This is a genomic window from Niastella vici, assembly GCF_002077945.1.
Lineage (GTDB): Bacteria > Bacteroidota > Bacteroidia > Chitinophagales > Chitinophagaceae > Niastella > Niastella vici.
The window spans coordinates 16,889-41,222 of the sequence record NZ_LVYD01000065.1 but is presented as its reverse complement, the minus strand read 5'-3'; the positions used below and the strand labels follow the sequence as shown (position 1 = coordinate 41,222).

At 40.0% G+C, this 24,334-nt stretch carries 27 protein-coding genes and 1 pseudogene; all 28 read right to left on the bottom strand.

Features of this window, described 5'->3' with window-relative positions; translation table 11 throughout:
• Positions 1–10 precede the first annotated feature (10 nt).
• The 28 genes and pseudogenes from A3860_RS29460 to A3860_RS29330 all read right to left on the bottom strand — a co-directional run bounded on the left by A3860_RS29460 (position 11) and on the right by A3860_RS29330 (position 24,257).
• On the bottom strand, positions 11–1,351 hold the full coding sequence (locus tag A3860_RS29460; RefSeq protein WP_081153496.1) for an efflux RND transporter periplasmic adaptor subunit: 1,341 nt from the start codon (positions 1,349–1,351) through the stop codon (positions 11–13).
• 3 nt (positions 1,352–1,354) lie between these two features.
• Entirely contained in the window at positions 1,355–2,608 is a 1,254-nt protein-coding gene (locus A3860_RS29455; protein ID WP_081153495.1) for a TolC family protein, read from the bottom strand.
• 20 nt (positions 2,609–2,628) lie between these two features.
• Entirely contained in the window at positions 2,629–4,575 is a 1,947-nt protein-coding gene (locus tag A3860_RS42155) for an efflux RND transporter permease subunit (protein ID WP_081153494.1), read from the bottom strand.
• Between the two features lie 14 nt (positions 4,576–4,589).
• Positions 4,590–5,861, bottom strand: coding sequence for an efflux RND transporter permease subunit (locus tag A3860_RS42150; protein WP_081153492.1), 1,272 nt, complete (start codon positions 5,859–5,861; stop codon positions 4,590–4,592).
• 58 nt (positions 5,862–5,919) lie between these two features.
• Complete coding sequence (locus A3860_RS29440; RefSeq protein WP_081153491.1) at positions 5,920–6,225, bottom strand: ArsR/SmtB family transcription factor; 306 nt, start codon at positions 6,223–6,225, stop codon at positions 5,920–5,922.
• Positions 6,226–6,344: 119 nt separating this feature from the next.
• A complete protein-coding gene (locus tag A3860_RS29435) occupies positions 6,345–8,033 on the bottom strand; it encodes an alpha-amylase family glycosyl hydrolase (RefSeq protein ID WP_216823534.1) in 1,689 nt (562 codons plus the stop codon).
• Positions 8,030–8,548 carry an SRPBCC family protein gene (locus A3860_RS29430; RefSeq protein ID WP_081153489.1) on the bottom strand — a complete coding sequence of 173 codons (519 nt, stop codon included), beginning with the start codon at positions 8,546–8,548 and terminating at the stop codon, positions 8,030–8,032. Before A3860_RS29430 ends, A3860_RS29435 begins: the two co-directional genes overlap by 4 nt.
• A 10-nt stretch (positions 8,549–8,558) precedes the next feature.
• Entirely contained in the window at positions 8,559–8,723 is a 165-nt protein-coding gene (locus tag A3860_RS41295) for a hypothetical protein (RefSeq protein ID WP_158085400.1), read from the bottom strand.
• Positions 8,724–8,803: 80 nt separating this feature from the next.
• On the bottom strand, positions 8,804–9,433 hold the full coding sequence (locus A3860_RS29425; protein ID WP_081153487.1) for a DUF4136 domain-containing protein: 630 nt from the start codon (positions 9,431–9,433) through the stop codon (positions 8,804–8,806).
• 31 nt (positions 9,434–9,464) lie between these two features.
• A complete protein-coding gene (locus tag A3860_RS29420) occupies positions 9,465–9,995 on the bottom strand; it encodes a YceI family protein (RefSeq protein WP_081153486.1) in 531 nt (176 codons plus the stop codon).
• A 111-nt stretch (positions 9,996–10,106) separates the two neighbouring features.
• Entirely contained in the window at positions 10,107–10,502 is a 396-nt protein-coding gene (locus A3860_RS29415; protein WP_081153485.1) for a DUF6799 domain-containing protein, read from the bottom strand.
• Positions 10,503–10,507: 5 nt separating this feature from the next.
• Complete coding sequence (locus A3860_RS29410) at positions 10,508–11,443, bottom strand: hypothetical protein (RefSeq protein ID WP_081153484.1); 936 nt, start codon at positions 11,441–11,443, stop codon at positions 10,508–10,510.
• A 6-nt stretch (positions 11,444–11,449) separates the two neighbouring features.
• Complete coding sequence (locus tag A3860_RS29405) at positions 11,450–11,713, bottom strand: c-type cytochrome (protein WP_081153482.1); 264 nt, start codon at positions 11,711–11,713, stop codon at positions 11,450–11,452.
• 25 nt (positions 11,714–11,738) lie between these two features.
• Complete coding sequence (locus tag A3860_RS29400) at positions 11,739–12,902, bottom strand: hypothetical protein (protein ID WP_081153481.1); 1,164 nt, start codon at positions 12,900–12,902, stop codon at positions 11,739–11,741.
• Between the two features lie 52 nt (positions 12,903–12,954).
• Positions 12,955–13,374, bottom strand: coding sequence for a c-type cytochrome (locus A3860_RS29395; RefSeq protein ID WP_081153480.1), 420 nt, complete (start codon positions 13,372–13,374; stop codon positions 12,955–12,957).
• Positions 13,371–13,964, bottom strand: coding sequence for a hypothetical protein (locus A3860_RS29390; protein WP_081153479.1), 594 nt, complete (start codon positions 13,962–13,964; stop codon positions 13,371–13,373). Before A3860_RS29390 ends, A3860_RS29395 begins: the two co-directional genes overlap by 4 nt.
• A complete protein-coding gene (nrfD, locus tag A3860_RS29385) occupies positions 13,954–15,333 on the bottom strand; it encodes an NrfD/PsrC family molybdoenzyme membrane anchor subunit (RefSeq protein WP_081153478.1) in 1,380 nt (459 codons plus the stop codon). Before nrfD ends, A3860_RS29390 begins: the two co-directional genes overlap by 11 nt.
• Positions 15,334–15,349: 16 nt before the next feature.
• Positions 15,350–16,288: a 4Fe-4S dicluster domain-containing protein gene (locus tag A3860_RS29380; RefSeq protein WP_081153476.1), complete on the bottom strand. Its 939-nt coding sequence runs from the start codon at positions 16,286–16,288 to the stop codon at positions 15,350–15,352.
• Between the two features lie 192 nt (positions 16,289–16,480).
• Positions 16,481–17,017: a hypothetical protein gene (locus A3860_RS29375; protein ID WP_081153475.1), complete on the bottom strand. Its 537-nt coding sequence runs from the start codon at positions 17,015–17,017 to the stop codon at positions 16,481–16,483.
• A gap of 272 nt (positions 17,018–17,289) precedes the next feature.
• The gene (locus tag A3860_RS29370) at positions 17,290–17,880 is read right to left on the bottom strand and encodes a hypothetical protein (RefSeq protein ID WP_081153474.1); all 591 of its coding nucleotides are present in this window, start codon (positions 17,878–17,880) and stop codon (positions 17,290–17,292) included.
• Positions 17,881–17,933: 53 nt separating this feature from the next.
• Positions 17,934–18,365, bottom strand: coding sequence for a heavy metal-binding domain-containing protein (locus A3860_RS29365; RefSeq protein WP_158085399.1), 432 nt, complete (start codon positions 18,363–18,365; stop codon positions 17,934–17,936).
• 151 nt (positions 18,366–18,516) lie between these two features.
• Positions 18,517–18,903, bottom strand: coding sequence for an HYC_CC_PP family protein (locus A3860_RS42450; protein ID WP_449406714.1), 387 nt, complete (start codon positions 18,901–18,903; stop codon positions 18,517–18,519).
• Between the two features lie 387 nt (positions 18,904–19,290).
• Positions 19,291–21,378 (bottom strand): copper-translocating P-type ATPase, encoded by a 2,088-nt coding sequence (locus A3860_RS29355; protein WP_081153471.1) that lies wholly within the window; start codon positions 21,376–21,378, stop codon positions 19,291–19,293.
• A gap of 134 nt (positions 21,379–21,512) precedes the next feature.
• Positions 21,513–22,166, bottom strand: coding sequence for a hypothetical protein (locus A3860_RS41760; RefSeq protein ID WP_216823533.1), 654 nt, complete (start codon positions 22,164–22,166; stop codon positions 21,513–21,515).
• Positions 22,117–23,121, bottom strand: coding sequence for a multicopper oxidase domain-containing protein (locus tag A3860_RS41755; RefSeq protein WP_216823532.1), 1,005 nt, complete (start codon positions 23,119–23,121; stop codon positions 22,117–22,119). The genes A3860_RS41760 and A3860_RS41755 overlap by 50 nt, the downstream gene beginning before the upstream one ends.
• A gap of 86 nt (positions 23,122–23,207) precedes the next feature.
• Positions 23,208–23,282, bottom strand: coding sequence for a heavy metal-binding domain-containing protein (locus A3860_RS42145; RefSeq protein ID WP_394334800.1), 75 nt, complete (start codon positions 23,280–23,282; stop codon positions 23,208–23,210).
• Between the two features lie 67 nt (positions 23,283–23,349).
• A pseudogene (locus tag A3860_RS42360) lies at positions 23,350–23,658 on the bottom strand (heme-binding domain-containing protein); the annotation flags it as partial.
• The gene (locus tag A3860_RS29330; RefSeq protein WP_081153463.1) at positions 23,655–24,257 is read right to left on the bottom strand and encodes a DUF3347 domain-containing protein; all 603 of its coding nucleotides are present in this window, start codon (positions 24,255–24,257) and stop codon (positions 23,655–23,657) included. The pseudogene A3860_RS42360 and the gene A3860_RS29330, both read right to left, overlap by 4 nt.
• Between the last annotated feature and the right edge of the window lie 77 nt (positions 24,258–24,334).

Here is a 24,334-nt window from a genome sequence, read left to right as displayed (position 1 = left end):
GTTTTCCGGTTTAATAGGTTATAATAGTTTCACTGTCTGCCAGATAGCCTGCATCCTTGGCAATAGTTTCATTTTGCTTTATCCCTTCTACTATTTCTATTTCATCCTTAGTGCGATGCCTTGTCTTAACTACTCTCGATTGAAAAACATTATTACCGCCTTTTGTAAGACCCATGCGAACCCAAACGATGCTTATCTTTCCGAGGTAATAGACGCTGCTGGCGGGAACCATTAAAGTTTTAGTCCGCAAAGTAATTGTGGCAGTTAATAATGAATTTTGTTTGAGCATACCGGTTGAATTTGACAAGAACACTCTTGCCTGAGTGAACTTCTGTCCCTTCTGGTAAACCTGCTCTATTAATTGTATAGAAGTATAAATAGGTTTTTCCGGCATAAGTTCGCTCCGAACTTCCACTGGTATTCCCTTTTTAACATATTTTTCAGTTTCTTTAGTAAATGCTATAATTCCCCAGGCCTGTTTAAAATCGTTTATCCAAAATAATGTCTGCCCCTGGCTTACATACATACCTTCACGAATACTGTTATCTTCTAGCCTTGTAGCTGCAGGAGTTGACGTTTGACCCGTGCCAACGCTCATTTGGGTTCCCATGCCGGCGGCAGCGCTGGGCGCGCCTTGCATGTCAGCAGAAGCGGGAGATTCTGAGGAGTTAAATAAAACGTACCCGTCATAAGGACTATAAATAGGAATAGCCAGAGCTGACTGTTTGGTTAATTCAATTTGCTTTATTTGGGATGCAGTAAGGCCTAACAATAACAATTTTTGTTTAGCTTTCATCTGAAGGGTTGTGTCATCCGATTGCTGTTTAACAAAAAGATATTCTTCTATATAGGTATTTAATTCGGGACTATAGAGTTCCATTATTCTTTCTCCTTTATACACATATTGATAATTGAATTTCACAAAAAGCCGTTCAATACGCCCTGCCACGCGAATAGCAACTTTTTTGTTTCGCCGATAATCAAAAGCGATATAGCCATTGCCAGTGAAGGTGAAATCCATATTACTCAAGGTAGGTGAAATCCCTTGCTGAGCTGATATTACGGTTCGATTGGTAGATAATGCGTTCCAATTGGAGGTGTCTGATGCTGTGTCTGCCAATTTCTCCGACCCTGTATGTGAATTATGATTTCCTGAATCAGTGCTTCCGTTATGTTCATTCGCCTCAGCTTCCATCTCGGGCATACCGGAATGGTTCGAACTATGCTTATTATCTGTTTCGTTTACATTGTTGCTATTGCAGGCAGCTAACAGGAATACAAAAGCAATACTTTGCAGGTGTCTTTTGTAACCGCTAACCCAAAATCTTATATGGTCTAATAGATTAAACATGACTTATTTAATTTCCCTTTGGTATTCATACTCGGATTGCACCGTAAAGACCTGGCCTAACTTATCTGTTCGTTCAAGCTCTTTCATCAATAACATATTCCACGCATCCAGCAATACAAAAAAGTTACCTGTATTCTGCCTGTAGGCAAGCAGATTGCTTTGGAGGTTTTTCCTATATGATGGGAGCACATTATTGTCATAGTTTTCTAACTGCCGGTTTTCATAGGTAAGCATGGTTATTTTTTCACGGGTCATTTGAGTGGCCATTAATACCATAGTGCTTTTCTCTTTTTGCATCGCCTGTATTTCAAATGCCATTGATTTCACTTCAGATTTGTACATTTTAGACGACCAGGGTACGATCGGTATAGTCACCATTCCCATAATGGAAAACTGGTTAGGCATTCCAAACATTTGCCCATGAGATGCCTGTATTCCAAAATCAGGTTTACTGTTAGTACCCATCCACCGGCGGTTTAACTCCATGGAACGGATTTGACTTTGCATAGATAATATGTCGCTTCGAAATAGTTGTGCACTATCAAACTGCTGAATAAGATCTTTGCTATAATCTTTTGGCACTAAAAGGGTATCAATATTAAAAGCCGCATTTACATCACGATTCATTAACGTATTAAGGCCAATATTGCTTTCAGCGATTTGAGAAAACAACATACTTTCCATGTTACCTAATTCGCTCAGTGAGGCTTCTGCTTTAAATATGGTTGACAGATCAGACTGGTTATAAGTGTATTTATCTTTAGCTGTTTTTATCAGCATATTCAACAAGTCCCTATATTCTTTTACCAGCTTTAATTTTCGCTCTGCGATATAACGGCGGTAATAGTAAAGCCTTGCAGCAAAATGCAGTACATTCTTTTGCCATTCCATGTCATTGCGCTGAATATCTTCGAGAGATACGAGGTAATCTCTTTTTGCACTTAGTTTTGCAGGATTAGGAATCATCTGTTGTGCAGAAAGCATAATGCCGGCCTGATTATCGGGCACTTCCTCTTTAATCATTGAAAGTTTATAGGGGAACCGGTCAAAAGCAACTGCTACAGTAGGTGGCATCCATGCTTTAGCTCCCTCGGCCAGGGATCGGATAGAGGCAATCTTTGATTCATAAAATTGTAATTGAGGATAGGATTTATCAATCGAAGAAAATACATCGCCCATACCAAGCCGAATAGTGTCCTGTGCCTTTAATGAGGTTATACCCTGTAACAACAAAACATATATCACGATTTTTTTCATAACCTAGTTCTTTATAAGCTCTACTCCTGAATTTCAAGCACAACTAATCCGCCTCGCTTCTTGAGTTCCCATTCTTTTATTAGATTATATATTACCGGCAATACAATTAATACGAATAAAGTGGAAGTAATAAGGCCAAACACAAAAGGAATAGCAATTGGTTTCATCACATCGCTACCTGTGCCGGTTGTTGCCATTACAGGTATCAGGCCTATAATATTTGCCAGTACCGTCATTAGTAGTGGACGAACTCTTTGAGTGGAACCCTGTAAAAAAGTCTCATTCAATTCTTCGGTACTAATGTTTTGTGGGCCGTTTCCTTTTATTTCTACTAATTTTTTTATTGAATCATTTAGATATGCAATCATGAGTACTCCGGTTTCTACTGCCACGCCAAACAATGCAATAAAACCGACTGCCACTGCTACGGAAAAATTCACATGGTAGTAGTATAGAGAGTATACACCACCCATTAGAGCTACCGGCACACTGACTAACACAATAATTACAGCTTTAAAGGAATGAAATGTGATGTAGAGAATAAAGGAGATAACCAGGAGCACAATAGGAATAATTATTTTTAGCCGTTGTTGCGCCCTTACCTGGTTTTCATATTGGCCGCTCCATCCTATAAAATAGCCTTGCGGAAGTTGTTTAAAAGATTCTTCAATTCTTCTTTTGGCGTCGTTTACCACACTTCCCATATCCCGACCGCGAACATTAAAAAGGACTGTTCCCCGCAGCATGGCATTTTCAGAATTGATCATGGGAGGCCCTACTGTAACTTTAATGTCTGCTACAGAAGAAAGTGGAACAACGCCGTATTTCATTGTTTGTATTGGAATGCGTCTTATTTCATCTATATCGTTTCTATATTCCTGGGCCAGCCTCAGATTAACACTAAACCGCTCTCTGCCCTCAACCGTAGTTGTTAATATCATACCCCCTAATGCACTTTCAATTACCATGTTTACGTTATCAATATTTAATCCGTATCGTGCCGCATCGGGTCTTCTGATCTTTATATCAAGGTATTTACCACCGGTAAGCTGCTCCACATAGAGATCTGCTAATCCAGGTATACCTTTCAGTGCGGACTCAATCCTGCGGCTAATATCATAGATGGTATCCAGGTTTTTACCATACACTTTAACACCCACATCAGTACGGATGCCGGTAGAAAGCATGTTAATACGGTTTATAATCGGCTGAGTCCAGCCCACGACCACGCCCGGAATCTGCACTTTTTCATTCATTTCCTGAATCAATTTCTCTTTAGTCATGCCCTTTCGCCACTGGTTCTTAGGTTTTAAAACAATAATTGTCTCAATCATGCTGATTGGCGCGTTATCCGTTGCGGTGTAGGCACGGCCAGCTTTGCCCAAAACATTTTCGACTTCAGGAAATCCTTTTATGATCTTATCCTGAAGCTGTGTAATGCGTTTTGCTTCTGAATTAGATACATCTGGCAGGGTAACAGGCATTAACAAGAGTGATCCTTCATCTAATGGTGGCATAAATTCCGTACCCAGATTAATAACCAGGGGTATACTGCCTATTATTATGGCAAGGCATATGGCAAGGATCGTTTTACGCCATATTAAACACCAGCGGGCAACCGGTTTGTAGAGAATTATAAAGATATTTGAAACAGGGTTTCTGCTTTCAGGTACCAGCCGGCATTTCATGAAAGTTCTGGTAAGCATAGGCGCCACTGTAATGGCAAGGATGGCTGCTCCCAATAATGAAAATGTTTTGGTTAACACCAGAGGAGAAAACAACTTCCTTTCCTGGCCGGTTAAGAACAGGATAGGTGCAAACGAAATGATCATTATAATAACAGAAAAAAAGACAGACCTTCCCACTGTACGGGACGAATCTTCTATGATCGCGACCCGTTCTGCTTCAGGGATTTCCTTTGTATGACCAATACGCTCTTTAGGTTGTATTTCCTTTTCCTTTGCCATACAGGATTATTTTTTTATTTGATTTTGAGCACACGGTTTGTCAGCGATCGATATGCATTTTCAGCCATTACTATGCCCGGATCAACCACATCACCTATTGCCAGTGCAATACCACCTAACGACAAAATATTGGCGGTTATGCCAAACAATCTCATTAGGATAAAACCTATAAGAACAGACAATAAAATTGACATAATAGCAACCAGTCCGCTTTTAATGCTGAATAGAAAAAGTATTACCACAATACAAACGATCAGTACTTCCTGCCATAAGGCTTCCTTTAAAGTACCAATGGCTGCCAAAATCAGATCGCTGCGATCATAAGCTGCCTTAAATTTTACACCCGCAGGGAGACCTTTTTCAATTTCCTTCATTTTTACCTTAGCTCTTTCTATTACATCCTTGGCGTTTTCGCCAAAACGCATTACCACGATGCCACCTACTACTTCACCTTCTCCGTTTTCATCAACAATGCCCAGTCTTAAATCAGAACTCATTTGAACTTCCGCTATATCGCTTAATCTGATTGGAATTGATCTATAAGTACCAATAGGGATTTCTTTGATATCATCAAGGCTGGTAATATAACCCAGCCCGCGAATAAGGTAACCGGTGGCATTCATTTCATACAAACTACCGCCTACGTCCCGATTATTCGCAGCAACAGCCCTGGTTACATCCATTAATGGAATACCGTAATAAACGAGTTTATGTGGATCAAGCGTTACCTGGTACCGCTTTTGAAAGCCACCGAAAGAAGCCACTTCGCTTACTCCTTCAACATTTTGTAAAGCAAATTTTACATACCAGTCCTGCAGCGCCCTTAATTCTCCCAGGTTATATCCTTTGCCCTCCAGTGTATACCAAAAAACGTGGCCTAAACCTGTTCCATCAGGTCCGAGGGAAGGCGTTACACCTTGTGGTAAAAATTTTTGTGCATAATTAAGTCTTTCCAACACTCTGGTGCGTGCCCAATATACATCCACATCATCTTTAAAAACCACAAAAATGAAACTCATGCCAAACATAGAAGCCGCTCTTATCGACTTAATACGGGGAATTCCCTGCAAATTTGAAACGAGCGGATAGGTAATCTGATCTTCCATGATTTTGGGATTACGACCCATGTATTCGGTAAAAATAATAACCTGGTTTTCGGAAAGGTCGGGCAATGCATCGACTGGTGTTTGCTGTATAGCATAAACACCACCGACCGCTATCATGATGATCCCGATCCAAACAAAGAATCGGTTTCGAATTGACCAGGAAACTATTTTTTCAATCATAGTAATACCATTTAATTATTTAATTAAGAGGATGCATGATTAGTTCCGTTAAAAAAAATCAGCAAAAGCATTTTAAAAGCGATTCTATATTTTTTTTATCTATGCACACACAATAAGATATCTTTTGGCCGTCCCGAATCCGTCTTACCACTCCTGCGCTTTTTAATATATTCAGGTGACGGGATACAATGGGTTGTTGAAGCTGTAGCCTTTCATATAATGTTTTCACCGTCAAACCATCTGCCTGATTTTTGCATAACAGTTTCAGTATTGCCAGCCTGTCTGAATGCGCCATTGCCTTCATTGCTTCGGCCATTTCCTGCATCTCATCTTTATTGGGTCTCTTGTTAATGTTTTTAGCCATATTATCAGATTGCTAGTCTTAAAGATCTTTCAAATCCTGTGAAAAAAACATGACTGCCATTGCTGCTAAAACTGATTTTTGTCATACCAATATCTGATTATACAGTTAGCTGAATAATCTCAATAATTTTTCAATATCACCAGTTGCATCGGCTTTAAATACAATTTGATATAGCAAACGGGGTTAGCAGGATTCTCTGAATGCAGTATTTCCACATTGCTTTTATAACCATAAACAGGTGTCATCCATTTACGACTGTGGTTTAACTGGCAATCCACCATGATGTGCTCTTCTCTTGCATCACAGATAGATGAATTAAAAACGAACACTACTTCCTGGTCATATAATATCCTGGAAAACGCCAGAGTGCATTTGTTGCATTCAGGCAAATGGAAGTGAATATTATCTTTTGAGGTTTCCCGCATAAACATTCTACCAAATCTCAATATGTTGCTTTCATTTCTGAAGTGTGCAATTGAAGCAATGGCTTTATATATCTCTGATTGCTGATTGAGTAAATCTGTAGTCTTATCGTTCGGATTGAACAGGCATTCCCTGATGTAACGGTCTCCTTTACCGCATCCATCCAGTCCCTGTTCCGTACCATAATAAATACAAGGGGTACCCAGCGCACAAAGTAAAAAGGCAATGCCGGCAATGATTTGTTCCGGTTCGGAATTGTACCCAAACCGGTGTTTGAATTCATCACCTATCTGGTCATGATTATCAAGAAAGGTCACGAGGAACTCACCATATTCGCCCCTGTCCAAAGCATTTTTTTGCAATTCAGTATATCTCTCAATTAATTTTCCTGGTGAATCCTTTCCTTTGATTACTCCTTCCAGTGCAAAGTATAACTGAAAATCCAACACGGAATTTAATCCGTAATAAAGATTCTGGTCATTATAGGTGGCCAGTGTTTTGGGGCCAACATAATGGCTAAACATAGCATCAGCACCAACCAATTCTCCAAACAAAAAGAAATTTCTTTTACCCAGAGAGTAAGCATACTCTCTTATATAAGAACAAAAACGGCTGATGGCCAGCTCTCCCATATGCTTTACGGCATCCAGCCTGAAACCATCTATATCAACCTCCCGTATCCAATAACAATGAATAGCGGTTAGTATTTTTTGTACATAAATCGCTTCTCTCGATTCATCGTTTTTAAATGCTTTTAGACTAAAAAAATCGCCATCTCTTGTTTCAGGGTATGCATCAAAATGTTTTATCTGCCCTTTGCGCCCGTACAAAGCGGGGTTACGCAATTCAATGGGAATTGGCTTGTCTTCGTATCGCCAGTTGCCAAATGGAAATTCAATACCTTCGTAATAATAATAGTCGTAACCACCCGGATAAGTCCAATTATTACCGGCATGATGCAACACAATATCAAGGAACACCCGCATGTCATAATCATGCGCCATTTCTACCAAATCTTCCAGGTCGTCCTTTGTGCCAAAACGTTCGTCTATCTCCAAATAATTCTCAATAGCATAACCATGATACGATTCAGGATTATTTTTAAAAACAGGGCTGAGCCAGATGGATGTACACCCCAGGTTTTTGATATATTCAAGTTGATCGATGATACCGCGAAGTGTACCGCCGCATTGCTTACTTAATTGCACATCATCACCAAAACCGGGATGCCTTACATCAAAATCTGCTTTGTGCCGTTTATTGCTGTCATGAAAGCGGTCAACCAATAAAAAATAGATGAACTCCTCCCGCCATTCGCGATGACAACTCTTCCAGTATTTTTTACCCGGTTTAGGAGACAGGTCTATATCATGAACCGATTTCATAATTTTTTGTTTTTAAAATGTTTCGTATTATTTGCCTTCATCCCGAGCGCTTTTTTTGCATCCCCCAACATGTGTTTTAAGCACCATTTGCAATACCAATCAGCAAAAAGGAAAGACAAAATATTATTAAAGAATTCTTTTGGTTTTTCATAGCTGATAGACAACTCGGCTTTAGCTCCATCAGGCATTGGAGTAACTATTAAATGTATTCTGTACCAGGAATAAATTATGAGTCTAGTATTCCCAATGGTTTCCCAAATCTTTTCTTCGGCGGCAGTCCATTTCGTTACTTCCACGTTAAAACCCATTGACGTACCCATCATTCTACCTGTCCACCTGTACCGGGAACCCAAACCCGTATGGTTTTCTGTCAGGTATTCAAGGTGAAGTTTGCTGCCCATCATCATCGCAGAAGATTCCGTCATGTGCATGCCTGTTACGCCTAGATCATCAATACACTTGAATACCTGTTCAGGTGTTGCATTATAGTTTTCAATTCTTGAAATAGATTTCATAAAACTTTGTTTAATTAACCACAAAACAATTTTTACAAATCTCCTCTGCGAGCAATTCATCCACTTTAATTGCGTTGGAAAGATGGGTAATAGAATACATCCGGTCACCTGCAATTTCGATGCATATTGGTGGTTTCATGCCTGCTTTTTTCAAATGGCCAATCGTTTCCATCATGTTTAGAACCTGTTACGGTTTGGGCGGCACCGAGGGATTGCAATATGATTTCGTTATTCGTTTTCATCTGTAATCGTTTATTATATGCGGTGGTTTTTGCCATTAATGGGTTTTACAGGATACTTTTCAATAATGCGGTGCACTGCAGGATGCAAGTCACGGCTTATCATACCTGGGTCATAAATGTCTCCTTCTGCGGTGCCCGTCCATACCAGCTTGTTGGTTATTCTATCGATAAAATTTAAAGTGATAGCGCCGTTTACATACGCTGTTGTTCGGGTGGTGGAGTATCCACTTCCATCCGAATAATTGTAGGATGGATAATAGCGGTAATAGTATCCAAACGTATACGGATGGTAATAATAACTGCCATAATAATATGGCCGATAATAATAATTAGATGGATAGGTGGTAGTAACCCTTTCTTTTTGGGTATTTGTAATTACCAACTGCATCAGTACATCCGGATTTTCTGCATTAAAGGAATAACCCCTGTCGCTCATGCATTGCCCAAAATAGTTTCGGATATTATTCCGGATAATTTCATTGTTATAAGGTGTATTAGTGGTATCTGCTTTATCAGGCAGCCAGGCAAACGTTTTATACTTTGTAAAGTCTGCTGATTTGTCGTAGTCGGAATAAAGGTTACTGTATGTGCCGCAGCCGCTTATGATTAAGAGGGAGACTGCTATTAAAATAATGTATTTCATATAACTTGTTTTTTACTTGTTGACAACCTTACTACTCCCCAGGTCTCTTTAAGACCAGTTGATTCATTTTTATACGCACCATGTTCTCATGGGGGCCGGTTTTGATTCCAAACTCATCCAGGTTAATGGTAAATGAAGCCGTCAGATTGCAGCTCTTATTTCCTGCGGGAAAATGTTCCAGTACTGAATTAAAGCTGAAAGGCCTCTTGACACCATTTATTGTCAGCGTGCCTGCCGTTAAAAATTTTTGCCTGGGATGCGATTTAGTTTGAATATAGCTGATATTCATTTTGCCGCTAAAGTGTACTTCAGCATCCGTTTGGTTGCGCAACAACCGGTTTAACGAATCGTTACCTGTTACCAGACTGGGAAGCACCAGCCGCATATTAATTTCCGCTCTGTCATAATTCACTTGCATATGCAGTTGAGCGCTCACCGCTGATATATCTACGTCGCCATATTTCCCACTTATTTGAATATTGCCTGTTTGCGTTACATAAACCTGCGCAGACAAAGTAATTTCGATGCACAGAAACCAGATCATTATTAAACTTTTGCGCATATACAGTTATTTATTTAATTCCTTTCCCCTTTTTTCGCAAGGGGAAGTTCTCATCTCCATATAGAAATAGCAACAGTACATGCATGCTTCGCAAATACACGAGGTCAAAAATTAATGATGACCACTCATATTCATATTTAGATGATTACTACCAGCATGCATATTTGCACCTTGCGTTCGCATCACGCTCTTTTGGAACATTTGATGTGACCGGTATTTTTTGCCATTCATATCCATACATTGCCCATTGAGCAGCTTCCTTTGTTTTCCGTTTTTTAACTGATAAGACCCATCCGGATGGATCACAGTTCCGTTTGGCATGGTCATTGGATTTTCCAGCATCATTTCCTTCCCGGTCACATTATGATACATCTTCCCTTCTTTCATCATGAGGTGTTCATCATTTGCCACGGCATTTTGCTGATTTTTGTTTTCGCCCTGTTGCTGAGCCATGGTTATGGTTGTAAATAATAGTACTGACAAAGCCGCTAAGAATATCTTTTTCATGTTGCTTATTTTTTTAGTTTAGAAATTTTATAACTCACCCCCAAAGACCAGTAAAAGGTGTTTGAAAGGTCTTCCTTGTAAGTATTTTGATTTTCTGTAATGGTTGCTGCATTGACCGGTATTGCATATACCGGGAAGAAAAAAAATTGAAACCGTTTGAGCAGATATTGCACCGGCAGGCCGAATTCATAATCCAGCATATTAAATGTCCCTTTACCCATCATACCGGTTCCCATCGAAGGGATATTTATGTTATTAAGCATGTGCTGCCCAAAACGCATGTTATTATTGTAATTGCTGAAATAGTTTTGGGTGCCTGCATACAACGAAAAAGAAGGGCTGATTTCCAGTTTGCCATTCCTTGCGTAAAAATTGTGACTTACTGCCAAACTGAAAACGTAATCCATTTCATTGCTCAAATAAAGTGTGCCATCACCATAAATTTCCAGTATATCAAAATCATAATCAGCATAGGCATTAAGTTTACCGGTTAATGCAGATTTAGCTGTTTGACTTTTGCTATTAAAAACATATCCTGTAGCAAAAATGCCAGCAACAAATTTTTTCTTATTGTAATCGTATCCGCCTGAAGCAGTAAATAAATCGATTCCTTTTCCTTTAGACGATGCCAACCAGGAAATAGTACCTGTTAAATACAGACCAGTTTTATTATAATAGCTTAATGACGCGGATACATAAGGGGATTTTACCGGGCTCCTGCGACCCAAAAAAACAATATCGCTATTATATGTCATGCCAACTAAGGCATATGATTTGTCCTTACCATTGCTATTGAATATTGAATCACTTGTTGGTTGTTGTTGTGCGAAAGTGTGTACTCCAATTGTAATCAGAGTCACAAGAACGCCGGTAAAAAAAGTTGTCTTATTCATAACCTGTTTTTTAAGGGGCATTGGAATGTTGGCGATGCCCTTTTTCATTTTTCTTTAATCCCCCTGCTGCATAAAATCAAGTATCTTTTTATACTCCTCATCGGTGAGCATAGCCCTTTGCTTCATATGCGTGTTCACGATTTCCCATTGTATGTTGGTAAATGCTGAACTGGGCGGTGTATTATGACATCGCTGGCAATTCTCACTCCATAACTGGTTACCGCTTTTATCGGTTACTTTTGTGGATACACAACTTTGAATGATTACAATAAGTGTCGCTACAAGCAAAGAGGCTGTTATAATTATTTTTCGTTTCATACATTCAGTTTTTTAAAATGGCGAATTAAAAACCAACGGCTATCTGTAAAAAGAAAACATTATTGTCTTTCTGCGACTGGTAAGCTGCTTTGAGTACCGTTCTCCAGGTGAACCAATAATTAAGGCCGTAGGTATATTGTTTGATGTCGTCTGCATCTTTAGCTCCATCCGGCGGGTTATATTCTGCATATCTAAATACCAGTTCGGCTTTCTTCAGAAATTTATTTTGCAGCATCGTTGGTTTGTAAGCTGCCTGTGTAAAAAAAGAACTTCTCTTATTATCAAAAGTGTAGGGGGTATTGCCAGTTTGATCGTCGGGGTCGATATATGCCGCCTTATCTACATTCACTTTGTTGTACTGGGCTTTTACATCAAACAATCCTTTAATAAATTCCAGTTGATGAACATAAGTGAGATCAAACGCATACATTTGGGCGCCGACATTTTTGTATGTTGAGTTTTTATCGCCTACGTTTCCGGTTCGGTAGGAAACACCGAGCTCCAAAGACGAGTTGGAGAAGGGCAGTAAACCCAGCCTGCCACCCGCGGTAAGTTTTTTGCTAATGGCTTCTGCATTACCATAAGTAAGGGTGCCTTGTTTTTCCGGTTCAGCAGGATCCGTGATGAGTTGGGCGCCATTGGCTAAAAAAACACTGTAATTCATTTTTGCCGTACCAAGCGGTACGCCACCCCGAAAATCAACTCCTATTTCTGAAGTAGGGCCTACACCCAGTTCATCTTCTCCCGTACCTACAGGAAATGTGGGTAATTTGTTGATCCAAGAGGGATGCAACCTGTCCTGGAAAATACCAAAAGGAGAAATGAACTTGCCGGTGCGAATGGTCAGGTATTTGTTTACGAAAAAAGAAACATCTGCGTAACCGAGCTCAATACTTGTTTCACTACCTTCCAGTCCTGTTTCCAGTTCCGCTTCCACAAGGATTTTTTCAGATGGTTTCCAAAGTAAAATGGGTACCAGGCTGATGTTGGAAAAAGATGATTCATCTTTTGAAAACCGGGCCGTCATATTGGTATAGCCCGAGATCAGAAATTTGCTGTTGCGCGCTACCTGGGCCTGGGCCTTACTTTTTATAAGGCTGTCAATTAATTCTTCATTGTATTGCTGGGCATGAGAAGCGGAAGCAATCAATGAAAAGCTCAGTAGCGTGATAAAAATTTTTGTTCTCATAAATATAAATTGTCCATTTTAAGGTTATCCTGCTATCTATGGGTGGATTAGATTATTGTTTAAATGTTCTCATATATACAACGGTTTGCCATATCTGCAATTCCGTAAGTTTCTTTTTAAAGGAAGGCATTGGCTTACGGCCTTCTGAAATTTTCCAGAATAAAGCGCCATCGCTCTGATCTTGTGTTTTGGCAGTAGTAAAATTTCCAGCCGGTTTATCCAGGTCTGTAGCCGAGGGGCCATCACCTTTACCTTTTTTACCATGACAGCTCTGGCATTCCTTTACATATACTGCTTTGGCGGCGCTGATAGTAGTGGCATCGTTTGTCAGCGGGTTCTTTTTTGCATCGGCGGAGGCAGGCGCTTTCCATTCCTGCTGTTGGATATGGAAGGCCGACAGCATTATAAATGAAATAATAGTGAGCATTAATGCCATCGTTTTGCGGTGCGGAAATATGTTTTGTTTTTTCATTTTTTTTGATTTGTAGTGAAAGAATAATTAGCCGATTTTTTGATTTTATAAATAAGGAGTAGGGTATATAGAAAAAATGCCCAAACAGACCCCACCGCTGCCCAAAAAGAAATAACCATCCACCAGGGCGCTTTTGAGCCTATCAATGCTCGGGGAACCGCTTCGTTAGTAGGAAAAGGAATGTTTGATCTCACAACAGCCTGCGCAGTAACATCCCTGATATTATCATTATCTTCTACCTTGACAAGTAGAGTGAATAGCTGGCTTTTATCACTGGCCCGCGTATTGATAGGAAATTCAACCGAAGCTGTCCCCGTTGTGTCGGTGGTTCCATTGCCCACCTTCATCAGGCCAAAGCTTCGCTGTACATAGAAAGTAACATCCACATTTTTTATGGGGCCACTGGTGGCTGCATCTTTTAAAATAGCAGTTGCCACATGCATGGTGTCGTTAGCGCCCATCTGCAGCAACAATACCGCTGCTTTCTTACCTGCATCTTCATCAGTGGAGTATGTATCCCCCCGGTTTTGTGAAAAAACAGGGATAGAGAAGGCAAGCAGGACTATTAATATGTTTAATTTAACTGGCATGACCTTGTATAATTTGAAGGTTTGATAAATCTTCTATACCAACCTGTTCCTCACCGTTTTTTTCCACTCCTTCAATAACTTCCCACATAGTGATCACCGGAAAGAGCTTAAACAGTAAAATGATAAGCAGCACAAACCCGGCGAGCGAGGAAGCGGTAATTGTCCATTCAATAACGGTAGGATTGTAAATAGTAAAACCCGGCTGTGCATGTTGAATTGGTATAAAAGGATGCAGCATATTGGGCGTTACGATCAGGTAGCGATTGATTAATGCACCCAGTAAAACAAGCAAGGAAGCGAAGACTACCCACCTGATGGATTGCCTCAATTTTTTAATGGAAAGCATTATAACTGGAATAACCAGACCGGCAATCATGGTAAACCAAAACAATAAAGCATTATGGCCAAAGAACAGATCATTTAATAATCCCCTTTCATCCTTTGCCATTTTAAATGCCGGCACACCGTACTTATTTAAGTTCAGATATAGATAAAATACAGTGAGCGCCATCAACAGCATACCGAGGTTACTGAAATGTTTTGGTGTGAGGTAATGTTCCAGCCTGTAACCATGACGCAGTTTGGCAATGATTAAAATCATGATGGCGCATCCCGCCATTAAGGCGCCGAACACAAAATAAGGCCCCATGATGCTGGTATTCCACCCTGGTCGTAAGGTCAAGGCAATCAACCAGGCACTGATTGTATGAACCGAAACGGCTACCGGCAAAATCACCACAGACATAATATTCATTGCTTTTTTCAAAAAATACTTTTGCCTGTGATTACCTTCCCATCCCATGGCCAGGAACCGGAATATTTTTCTTCTGCGAGGCGGTGCGTCAGTTAGCTTATCCCGCATAATAGCCATATCAGGGATCAATGGCAGGTAGAAATAAATTACACTGCCAATAAAATAAGTAGCAATCGCTACTACATCCCATAAAATCGGTGATTGAATGCGGCCATGCGTAATGAGAAAGTATAATCGCTCGGGCCGTCCCATATCAAGAACCGGCATGAAACCTGCAAAGAATATCGAGGAAAGTGTAACAGCTTCTGCAATACGAATCAGTGGATAGCGCCATTTGGCGCCGGAAAAGCGTAATACAGAGGAAACTAAAGCCCCGATCAGGCTGACACCCACAAAAAAGAATAGTAACGAAATATACAAACCCCAGGAAGCATAATCTCTCATAGCCGTTACGCCTAAGCCTTTTCGCAGTTGTATAATCCAGGCAATTGTTCCGCCAACACAGATCATAGCAAGAAAGAGTACCCAGAAAGTTTCACGCCGGTATCTTCTGCCTACTGTGCTGAGAAGTTCCCGTTGTATGCTGTTTTTAATTTCCTGATGTAGTTTATCCATAAAACAGTTTTATTGCCTACTCAGCGTTTTTTATTTTAATTTCTTTTGCGTTATAAGTGCGGTTTACCGGCGGCAGATAATATACCCGTGGTTCAGTGCCCAAATCTTCCATAAAGCGGTATGCTGCTCCGTCTTCCAGCAACTGCGATAATTTGGTAGTGGTGCCATCGTAGCAGGTAACGGCATCTTCATTGGCATCTCCGAACCAGATAGCATTCATGGGGCAATGGGTAACACAGGCCGGCAGCTTGCCTTCCCTTGCCATATGTGGGCAGAAATCACATTTTTCTACACAACCTTTTTTACTTTGGATAACGCGTTCAGGCGCCGGGGTTGTTTCTTCGATGTTGGGCTTAACAGGTTCCGTCCAGTTAAAAAGACGCACTGAGTATGGACAGGCAGCCATACAAAACCTGCAACCGATGCAACGTTCATTGTCTATGGCAACAATTCCATCCTCCCTTTTGAATGTGGCATCTACAGGGCATACCTTTGTACAAGGCGGATTATCACAATGAAAACACGGCTTTGGAAAATAGTAAGGAGCTACTTCAGGAGAATCCTGCATTTCCACTACATCTATCCATTTTTTATTGGAAGGCAGGTAGTGCATTTTATTACAGGCCTTCGTGCATTTGCCGCACCCATCGCACTTGGCCAGGTCAATGACCATGACAAATTTTTTGCCTGGTATGCCTGTACGCACATCTTCTTCTGAGATATGCGGTTTAAAATTCGCCACCTGCGATTTATCTACGGCAACCAGCTTCCCATCATGCGTTAAGACGTTTACTTTCTCGTTGCTTACCGGCTTGGATTTGTCATTGGAAGAACAGCCGCTGAGAAAAGCTGCGCCAATGCCACCCATTAATCCCTTAATCAGAAAATCTCTGCGGGAGTTATCTTTGTTGCCAGGGTTATCCTGGTTACATGTACAGTTGTTACCGCATGCCATATTGTTTGATTTTGAAGTTTAATTCCTGTGTGAATAGAAGATTGGCTTCAGTTAAAAGCCGTCACATCCTGTTTTCACAGTTATCAAAATATATTCCACAGGCAACCCTATTCATATTAAAAGAGGGTTGCTTAAGTACAGTATGAAGAAACTTTATGCCTTCTTACACACTAATAAGAATTAAACTCAAAATCAAATTTGAAAAGACTGAATCAGAATTCGTATGTCGGGAGGGGAATGTTCCTGTATTTTGGGAGGAGTCCTGAAAGACTCCGTATTCCTCGTGTTATATTTAAGAGTAAGTATTGCAGGTTGAATAAACGCTGTAAATGCACTGGTTGGTTTTGCAGAAGCATATTTCTGCGCTAACTGCTTATCTATATTTTGAAAACCAACGACCAGGCCATTGCAGCAATTGTCATTTTCCGAAGCATTAATGGTGGCGTAATTATTTCCTTTTTTACCTTCATCATGCTGGTGACCGCTGGATTGGCTATGATGATGATTATGATGGTCTTTGTCAGCATCATTAATATAAGAATGATGCTCACGGTCATCGTGATGACCTTTAGAAGCATGTTCCTGTTTTTCTTCGCAATCCTCATGGTGATGATGTGCATTAAATCCCATATCAAGCCCGAGAGAACAGGCAAAGCCTACTACTGTGTTGAGCGAGAAGCTAACCAGCAGAAACAGCGCTTTGTATTTTATCGTCCTCGAGGATTTCATACTTTTTTTCGAAAGAAAATAATTTAGCTATCTAAAATTATGTTATTTCAGTACCTATTTATAATGACTTTCGTCAGCTCTGGTTGTGATTTTTGTTATATACATATACCGATATTTATATAATGGAAGATGTAAAAAGTTACCGACCCTTCAACTGAAACTCGAGTTATAACCTGCTTGCTGCAACAGCTTTCTTGAAATTTAAATGCATCTGTTTTGCAACACATGTTTTAATATGTAGGCAGCTAGCGGTCATAACCCGGTTTTTATGCTTACTTATTCGTGCTTTTTAAAATCCAATTTAACTTGTACATTTTATGAAAGTTGTCATATGCATATAAATCTGCGTCTGTTTTAAACTGTGCGTCCACTGCATCGTGCAATTTGTGATTTTCCGGGAAGGCAGCTTTTATTTTGTTGAGTGTTAATGTTTCAACAGGTGAAGCGGCATCTAAACTAAAATAATATACAGGTTTGTAATTCCCCATACTTATATCTTTTGCCGAATGTGCCTGATGCTGGTAAACATATATTAATACAGGTTCGTAGGAATTGAGGATTCTGTATTCTTTGCCATCGACAAATCTAAAATCCCTTCCCTTCATATCTCTATAGCCATAGGTCTCACTTTTTTTTAAAGAATAATTTACACCCTGATGTTTAACTTTTACCTCTTCATTATTAAAAAGCATTGCGCTTTTTATTTTATGTTTCTCTGTTTTAAAGTTAATGGCATAGGATAGCTTTTTGTTCTGAAAATCAGCAGCAGTTTTATAAATTCCACTGCTATCATTTTGAGCGTGACTGTTCTGGGTAATAATTAGCAAACCAGCAATAGTAACCAATAAAGTTATTTTTTTCATTTCTTGACTTTTAATTCATTAAATATTTACTCTATTAGATGTGTCAATGGATATTAATTATTCTTTTTCTCAACTAAAGCAGCACCGCATTTAGGGCATTTCCCCTCTTTATCCAGTGCTATTTCCGGATGCATCGGGCAAGTATATACTTTTCCAACTTCAGCCTTCATTTGCTCCTTAGGTGATAGCCGAAGCTTTCTGCCACATTGAGGGCATTTCCCTGGGTCATGGCTGAACACATTCACATGAACGGGACAATTGTAACTCTTGGTTATGGCTGATTTTATTTGTTCCTTACTTGAAAGAATTAAATCCATACCACACTTAGGGCATTTCCCTGGTTTATTGCTGATGAGGTCTGGATGCATCGAGCATGTGTAATATGTTATGTGCCTGGTTGTATCTGTTTTTCCTGCTTTGGTTTGGGCCAATAACGAAGATGAAGTGATCAGAATGGCAAATGCCAGAAAAAATACCTGTTTCATTATTTTAGATTTTAAATGTGTAAAAAGACAGTTTAAACTGCGCGGCATAATATTTAAGTTTGCAGTAATTATTATGCGATAAATCCACGAAGACCTTATTCAGAAACGGAAAAATGAATTCTATACGCTAGAAATTATCCGGCTGGACGTTTCAAATTCTGAAAACGTTGCAAAGCAGAAAAATGGGGTGTGCTCCACGTTCCGGAACATTTACAACTTTGAAATGAGTATTATAAGAATCCGGACAGAAGAATATTACCTGATAATTTTCTATAGGCCGTTCAACAGGAAAGTAAATTAGCTCTGCAATCTGCGCAAATTGAGTAATCCTATGATTGTCGCTTTGATAAAATGCTAATACATTTTTACAGCATTTCTTTGGCTTATCATTATGATCGCAACCACACCCTTTAATATGCGAAAGGTTAGATAAAGATATTTTTGCCAAATGTCCGCAACAGAAGTGAAAATTAATGCTTAATCCTACTGAATTGGAAGCATATAAAGTCAGAAGGAATATGACTATTAATTTTTTCACTTTATTTCATTGTCAACATAAAGGTACTTTTCTAATTAGCAATACTTAATGATTCAAATTGTTATTCAGTATGATTTTTGTCAGCCCTATGTCTGTTTTAGCTAGCTTTCATCAGTTAGATGATGTAACAAATTGAACGTCAAAGGTAAAATCGGTGCGACAGCAATTCGAATTAATTCTCAAAACAAGTGATTTACGCTGATTTCGCAATTTTATCCATTATCATATGGCTATCCCCGTAATTATGCAAATAAATTCGCATAAGATAGTCGGTAATGTGTATATCATGTCAAAACATCTATTGGAAAAAAAAGCCAGGCAGGAGACCCTGCCCGGCAACACTTAAAATCACAATGGAGAAAATCTCCAAAGGAGTTTGTTTAATAATCAGGAATTGTTGACTTTTAATAAACTAGAGTTAATAGCTACAATAACTGTACTGACACTCATCAACACAGCGCCCGCTGCTGGGCTTAACAAAATGCCTGCTTTATATAAAATGCCTGCTGCCAGCGGCAATGCAACTACATTATATCCCGTTGCCCAGGCGAGGTTCTGCACCATCTTGCGATAGGTGGCTCTACCAAATAAGATGAGGTTGACTATATCTTTCGGATTGCTGTTTACCAGTACGATGCCTGCTGTTTCGGCCGCCACGTCACTTCCCGAGCCAACAGCAATACCAATATCGGCCTGCGCTAATGCAGGTGCGTCATTAACACCATCGCCTGTCATGGCTACAAATTCGCCCTGTTCCTGGAGTTCTCTTACTTTTTCTAATTTCTGATGCGGTAATACTTCAGCGATGTATTGGTCTATCCCCAGCTCTTTACTTACACTTTCGGCTACCTTAGCATTATCACCGGTTAGCAATGCGGTTTTTATGTGATGTTGATGTAATGTCTTAATCGCTTCATATGATTCGGGCCTGATTTGATCGGCCAGCGCAATAAAGCCAGCCGGCATATTATTTACCAGTACATATACCAGCGTTTCACCAGCCCTGATATCGATGGCAGAAAATGAATTGCCCAGTTTTTCTTTCATATAACCCGGACTAACCACCTGTACCTGTTTTTGATTAACGGTTCCCGAAATGCCTTTGCCTATAAGTGCCTGAATATTTTCTGCCTTAACCGGTTGAATGTTCAGCTCTTTCACTTTTTGCATAATGCCTGTGGCAATCGGGTGTTCTGATCCCTGTTCCAGTGCTGCTGCCAGTTGCAGTACATCATTATCAGTATATTCCTTTTGCATTGCCCCAATACGCACCACCTCAAACTTTCCCACCGTTAAAGTACCAGTTTTATCAAATACCAGGGTAGTGATTTTGCGTGCATTTTCAAAGGCCGTTCTGTTTTTGATGAGGAGGCCATTTTTTGCACTTAGGGCCATTGAACGGGCTACTACAAGTGGTACTGCCAAACCAAGTGCATGCGGACAGCAGATAACTACCACTGTTACCATTCTTTCAATTGCAAAGGACAGTGACTGATCATTGAAATACCAATACAAAAAGGTTACAATTCCAGCCACAATTGCAATGGTGGTTAACCACCGTGCAGCAGTATCTGCCAGGAGTTGTGTTTTAGATTTTGCTTTTTGTGCCTCATTCACCAGGTTAATAACCTGGCTTAGGTAGGAATCTTTCATATCGTGTAGCACCTGCACTTTTATGGCACCGTTGCCATTTACACTTCCAGCAATTACTTTATCGTCCTTTTTCTTTTGCACAGGTTTCGATTCACCGGTGAGCATCGATTCATTGACTGAGGTTTCGCCTTCTACAACAATTCCATCGGCAGCAATTTTTTCACCTGGTTTTATCAATATGATGTCGTTGGGCTTTAAAGTATCAGTCTTTACATCCATTACGTGATCTCCATGTTGTAAATGCGCTTCGGCAGCCATCAGTTGCACCAGCAATTCCAATTCGCGGGAAGCGCCGGCTATCGATTTCATTTCAATCCAATGGCCTAATAACATGATGAGTATTAAAGTTGCCAGTTCCCAAAAGAAATCCATGCCCTTCAATCCAAAAACAGTAGCTGTGCTGTATACATAAGCCACGGTAATAGCAAAGCCAATTAGGGTCATCATGCCCGGATTTTTTGCTTTCATTTCATTTACCCAACCTTTCAAAAAAGGCCAGCCACCATACACAAATACGACCGATGATAATGCGAACAATACATATTGAGATCCGGAAAATGCTATATGCCAGTTAAGCCAGTGTTGTATCATGGGCGACAATACCACAATAGGTACCGTAAGCACCAGCACTACATAAAAACGCTTTTTAAAATCATCGATCATCATTGCATGGTGATCGTGTCCCATATGCCCATGGAGTTGATTTTCTGCATGTGCATGGTCATGCGTCGACCCGGTATCGTTTGCAGGTGTTAACGGCACTAAATCCATTTCGCAAATCGGGCATTTGCCAGGCTGCGACTGTTTTATTTGTGGATGCATAGGACAGGTATACAGCTGACTGCCAGCGCTACCAGATTGTCTATGCACGTTATTGTCTGAATGACTATGATGGGAATGATCCATTTTATTTGGTTTTTGATGTTGGCATTCTCTTGTTTTAAGAAATAGTATTTTTAATAGGTTAAGGTTATACCGGCCCCGTAACCCATATCGCTATCATAATGGGTAGAAAGTGCAAACCATTTTGATACAATATACCTGAACCCTATAGCATATTCTTTATCAGTATTTCCCATAATATTAAATCGCAACCGCTTGGTTATAGGTACATCTTCCCGGCTCAATTGAAACCTCAGTTTTCCGTTGCAATCAACTCTTCCATCGGCTACTACTAACCAGGGGAGTGTATATTGAATACCAGCTACGATTGTTTTGCGGTCATTTTTATTGCTGATTTGCCCGAATAAGTTCTTATAATCTGTTTGTTTTATCGGATCTCCATCTATTTTTTTGTAATGATAATCAAAACCAATATATGGAAATAGCCATTGGTTAACACCAATGTAACGCCCAAAATTTAATTCACCTTCATGGGTTATAAACCTGAGGATAGTTAAGTGCCAAAGCCCCTGTAATGCGTACCGGTTCGAAGAAACCATCAATTCTCCATCACTGCCATTTGTTTCCAGCCCGGCCCGTATCATTAAATAGTGCATGTTCTGGTCTTTGTGATTCCTGAACATTTTATAGGCTTTTTCTGCATCCGGCAGTTCAGGATTAACCGGGGAATTGATATAAGTAAATACTTTTCCCATTCCTGCCATCATATGAAAGAGTATATGACACTTCAACGGGAATCATATCATTTCCATCATTTCCTACTACGGTAATTTTTCCTCCTGCATATCCAAGCCAGAAGTAACTGGATGCCCCTGCATTTACCACCTTTAGTTTAATCTTATCACCGGCTTTAAATTCAGGTGCTGTATTCTCCGATTTGTCATTCAAAAGAAAGCGATTGTAGTAAACGTCGCTAACATTCATCGCTTTCATCCGTTTCCATTCATTGGTCAATTTGGTTTTAAAGTGTCTTTCTTTTATTGCCTCGGCATAGCTTTGAGTACTTCCTTTTTTAATAGCGTACCAATCGTTTCCGGTACGAAGGCGACGTTGGATTTGGGTAGGCTTTTCATCTGCCCATTCACTTAACACTACGGTATATTCTTTATCGAATAGCTCATTGCTGCCCGGCATTTCCATTGAAGAATGATGCATAGTGCTTTTTTTAGGCTGGGAACTGTCCCTTGTCTTAAAAAGCAAAGCGCCATACATCCCGGCCTGTTCCTGTAGCGCGCTATGCGAATGATACCAATAAGTGCCGTTTTGCACTACTTTAAATTTATACAAATGTGTTTCTCCAGGTGCTATAGGTGCAGTTGTGAGGAAGGGAACCCCGTCTGCCTGGTTGGGTAAAATAACACCATGCCAATGCAATGAAGTTTCTTCATGTAGCATATTATGAAGATATATTTCTGCCGTGTCGCCTTCAGTAAAAGTGAGGGCGGGCGCAGGAATTTTACCGTTGATGGCAATGGCACGTTTTTTCCTGCCTGTAAAATTTACAAGAGTATCGTTTACAAACAGATTATAGCGAATGGTCTTTCCCGGAAGCACATTCACCTTACTTTGTATTTGGCTTGCTGCTTCAGCAGCAGTTGTATCCATTTTCATATTAGGTTCATTCATGGGCATTTTCATTTGCTTCCCGGTATCCTTTTTCATGTCCATGTCTTTCATTTGATCCTTTGGTTCCTCCTGCCGGATTGGTTTATTTTCATTACCCGGTTGGTTTTAAGGTGAAGTAACCTTCACAGTTTTTTTACCAGGGTCATTCCGCAGATCGGGCATTTGCCGGGCTTGTCCATTTTTATTTGGGGATGCATTGGACAGGTATATATAACTTTGTTCTGCGCATAAAAAAAACAATATGCACCCGATTCCGTTGAGTTTACTTATCTGCCTTCTTAAAGCGTAAGAACCAAATTCATTAAAATTCAGCTCTGCCTTTCCTTCCCTAATATGATTTGCCAGTAACCATCCTAATGGCTGAACCCTTGCATACCAGGGATAGCGAGTGCTGTTACTGTGGCAATCGTAACAGGAATTCTTTAAAATTACTTGTATATTATAGGGAACATTAACGGTTTTTACCAGATCTGTTGATTGCTCTTGCCTATTTATGTTCTTATCTGGTTGAATGAACTGAATAAGCAGAAAAACAATCAACAAACCCAGTAATATTTTTTTTAATCGCTTCATCCTTTAGGTTTAAATTCTTCTTTTACTTCTCCGCATGTTGGCATTGATTTACCCAAGTAAGGATTTTTAATATCTTTTTTTTCACTTAGCCAGGACGCTCCTTTCTTATTATTATACATTGGACAGAAATCGTGATAAAGGGTAGTAGAGCTGCCGGTGGCTTTAACCAAATCAATCATATCCTTACTTAACATATCAAAATGCTCTCTTTGATGGGCTATGTTGGAGGCGTTTGAGCCAATATGCTCCGCGTGTTCTTTTATATCGTCTTTTACATCGTCATAAACTTTCTTTTGATCGCCCGTTAATTCTGATGCGTTAACTTTAGTCAAAGCGCTGCCCATTTCGTTTGCGGCTGTCGCAGCTTGTTTTCCGTCATCGCTGGCAAGAGCATTTTTTAAATTAAGGTATCCTGTTACCAGATCATTAATGGTACCAGGTGTGTCGGTAGTTTTTTGCTCACTACCAGTTGGGGCAGCTTGTGTAGTAGTTGAATCAGCATTTTTTGTGTCAGTTTCTTTTGCAGGATTACTATTACCATTGCAGGAGGCTGCAAATAAGGAAGCTGCCATAAAAAATATTGAAAGGAAAGTTTTCATAATAATTTAGTTTTTTGTTTAAAAATGTAGAGTTAGGAATCCTGCTCAACAGAACTCCTAACTTTCTAATGAGCTGT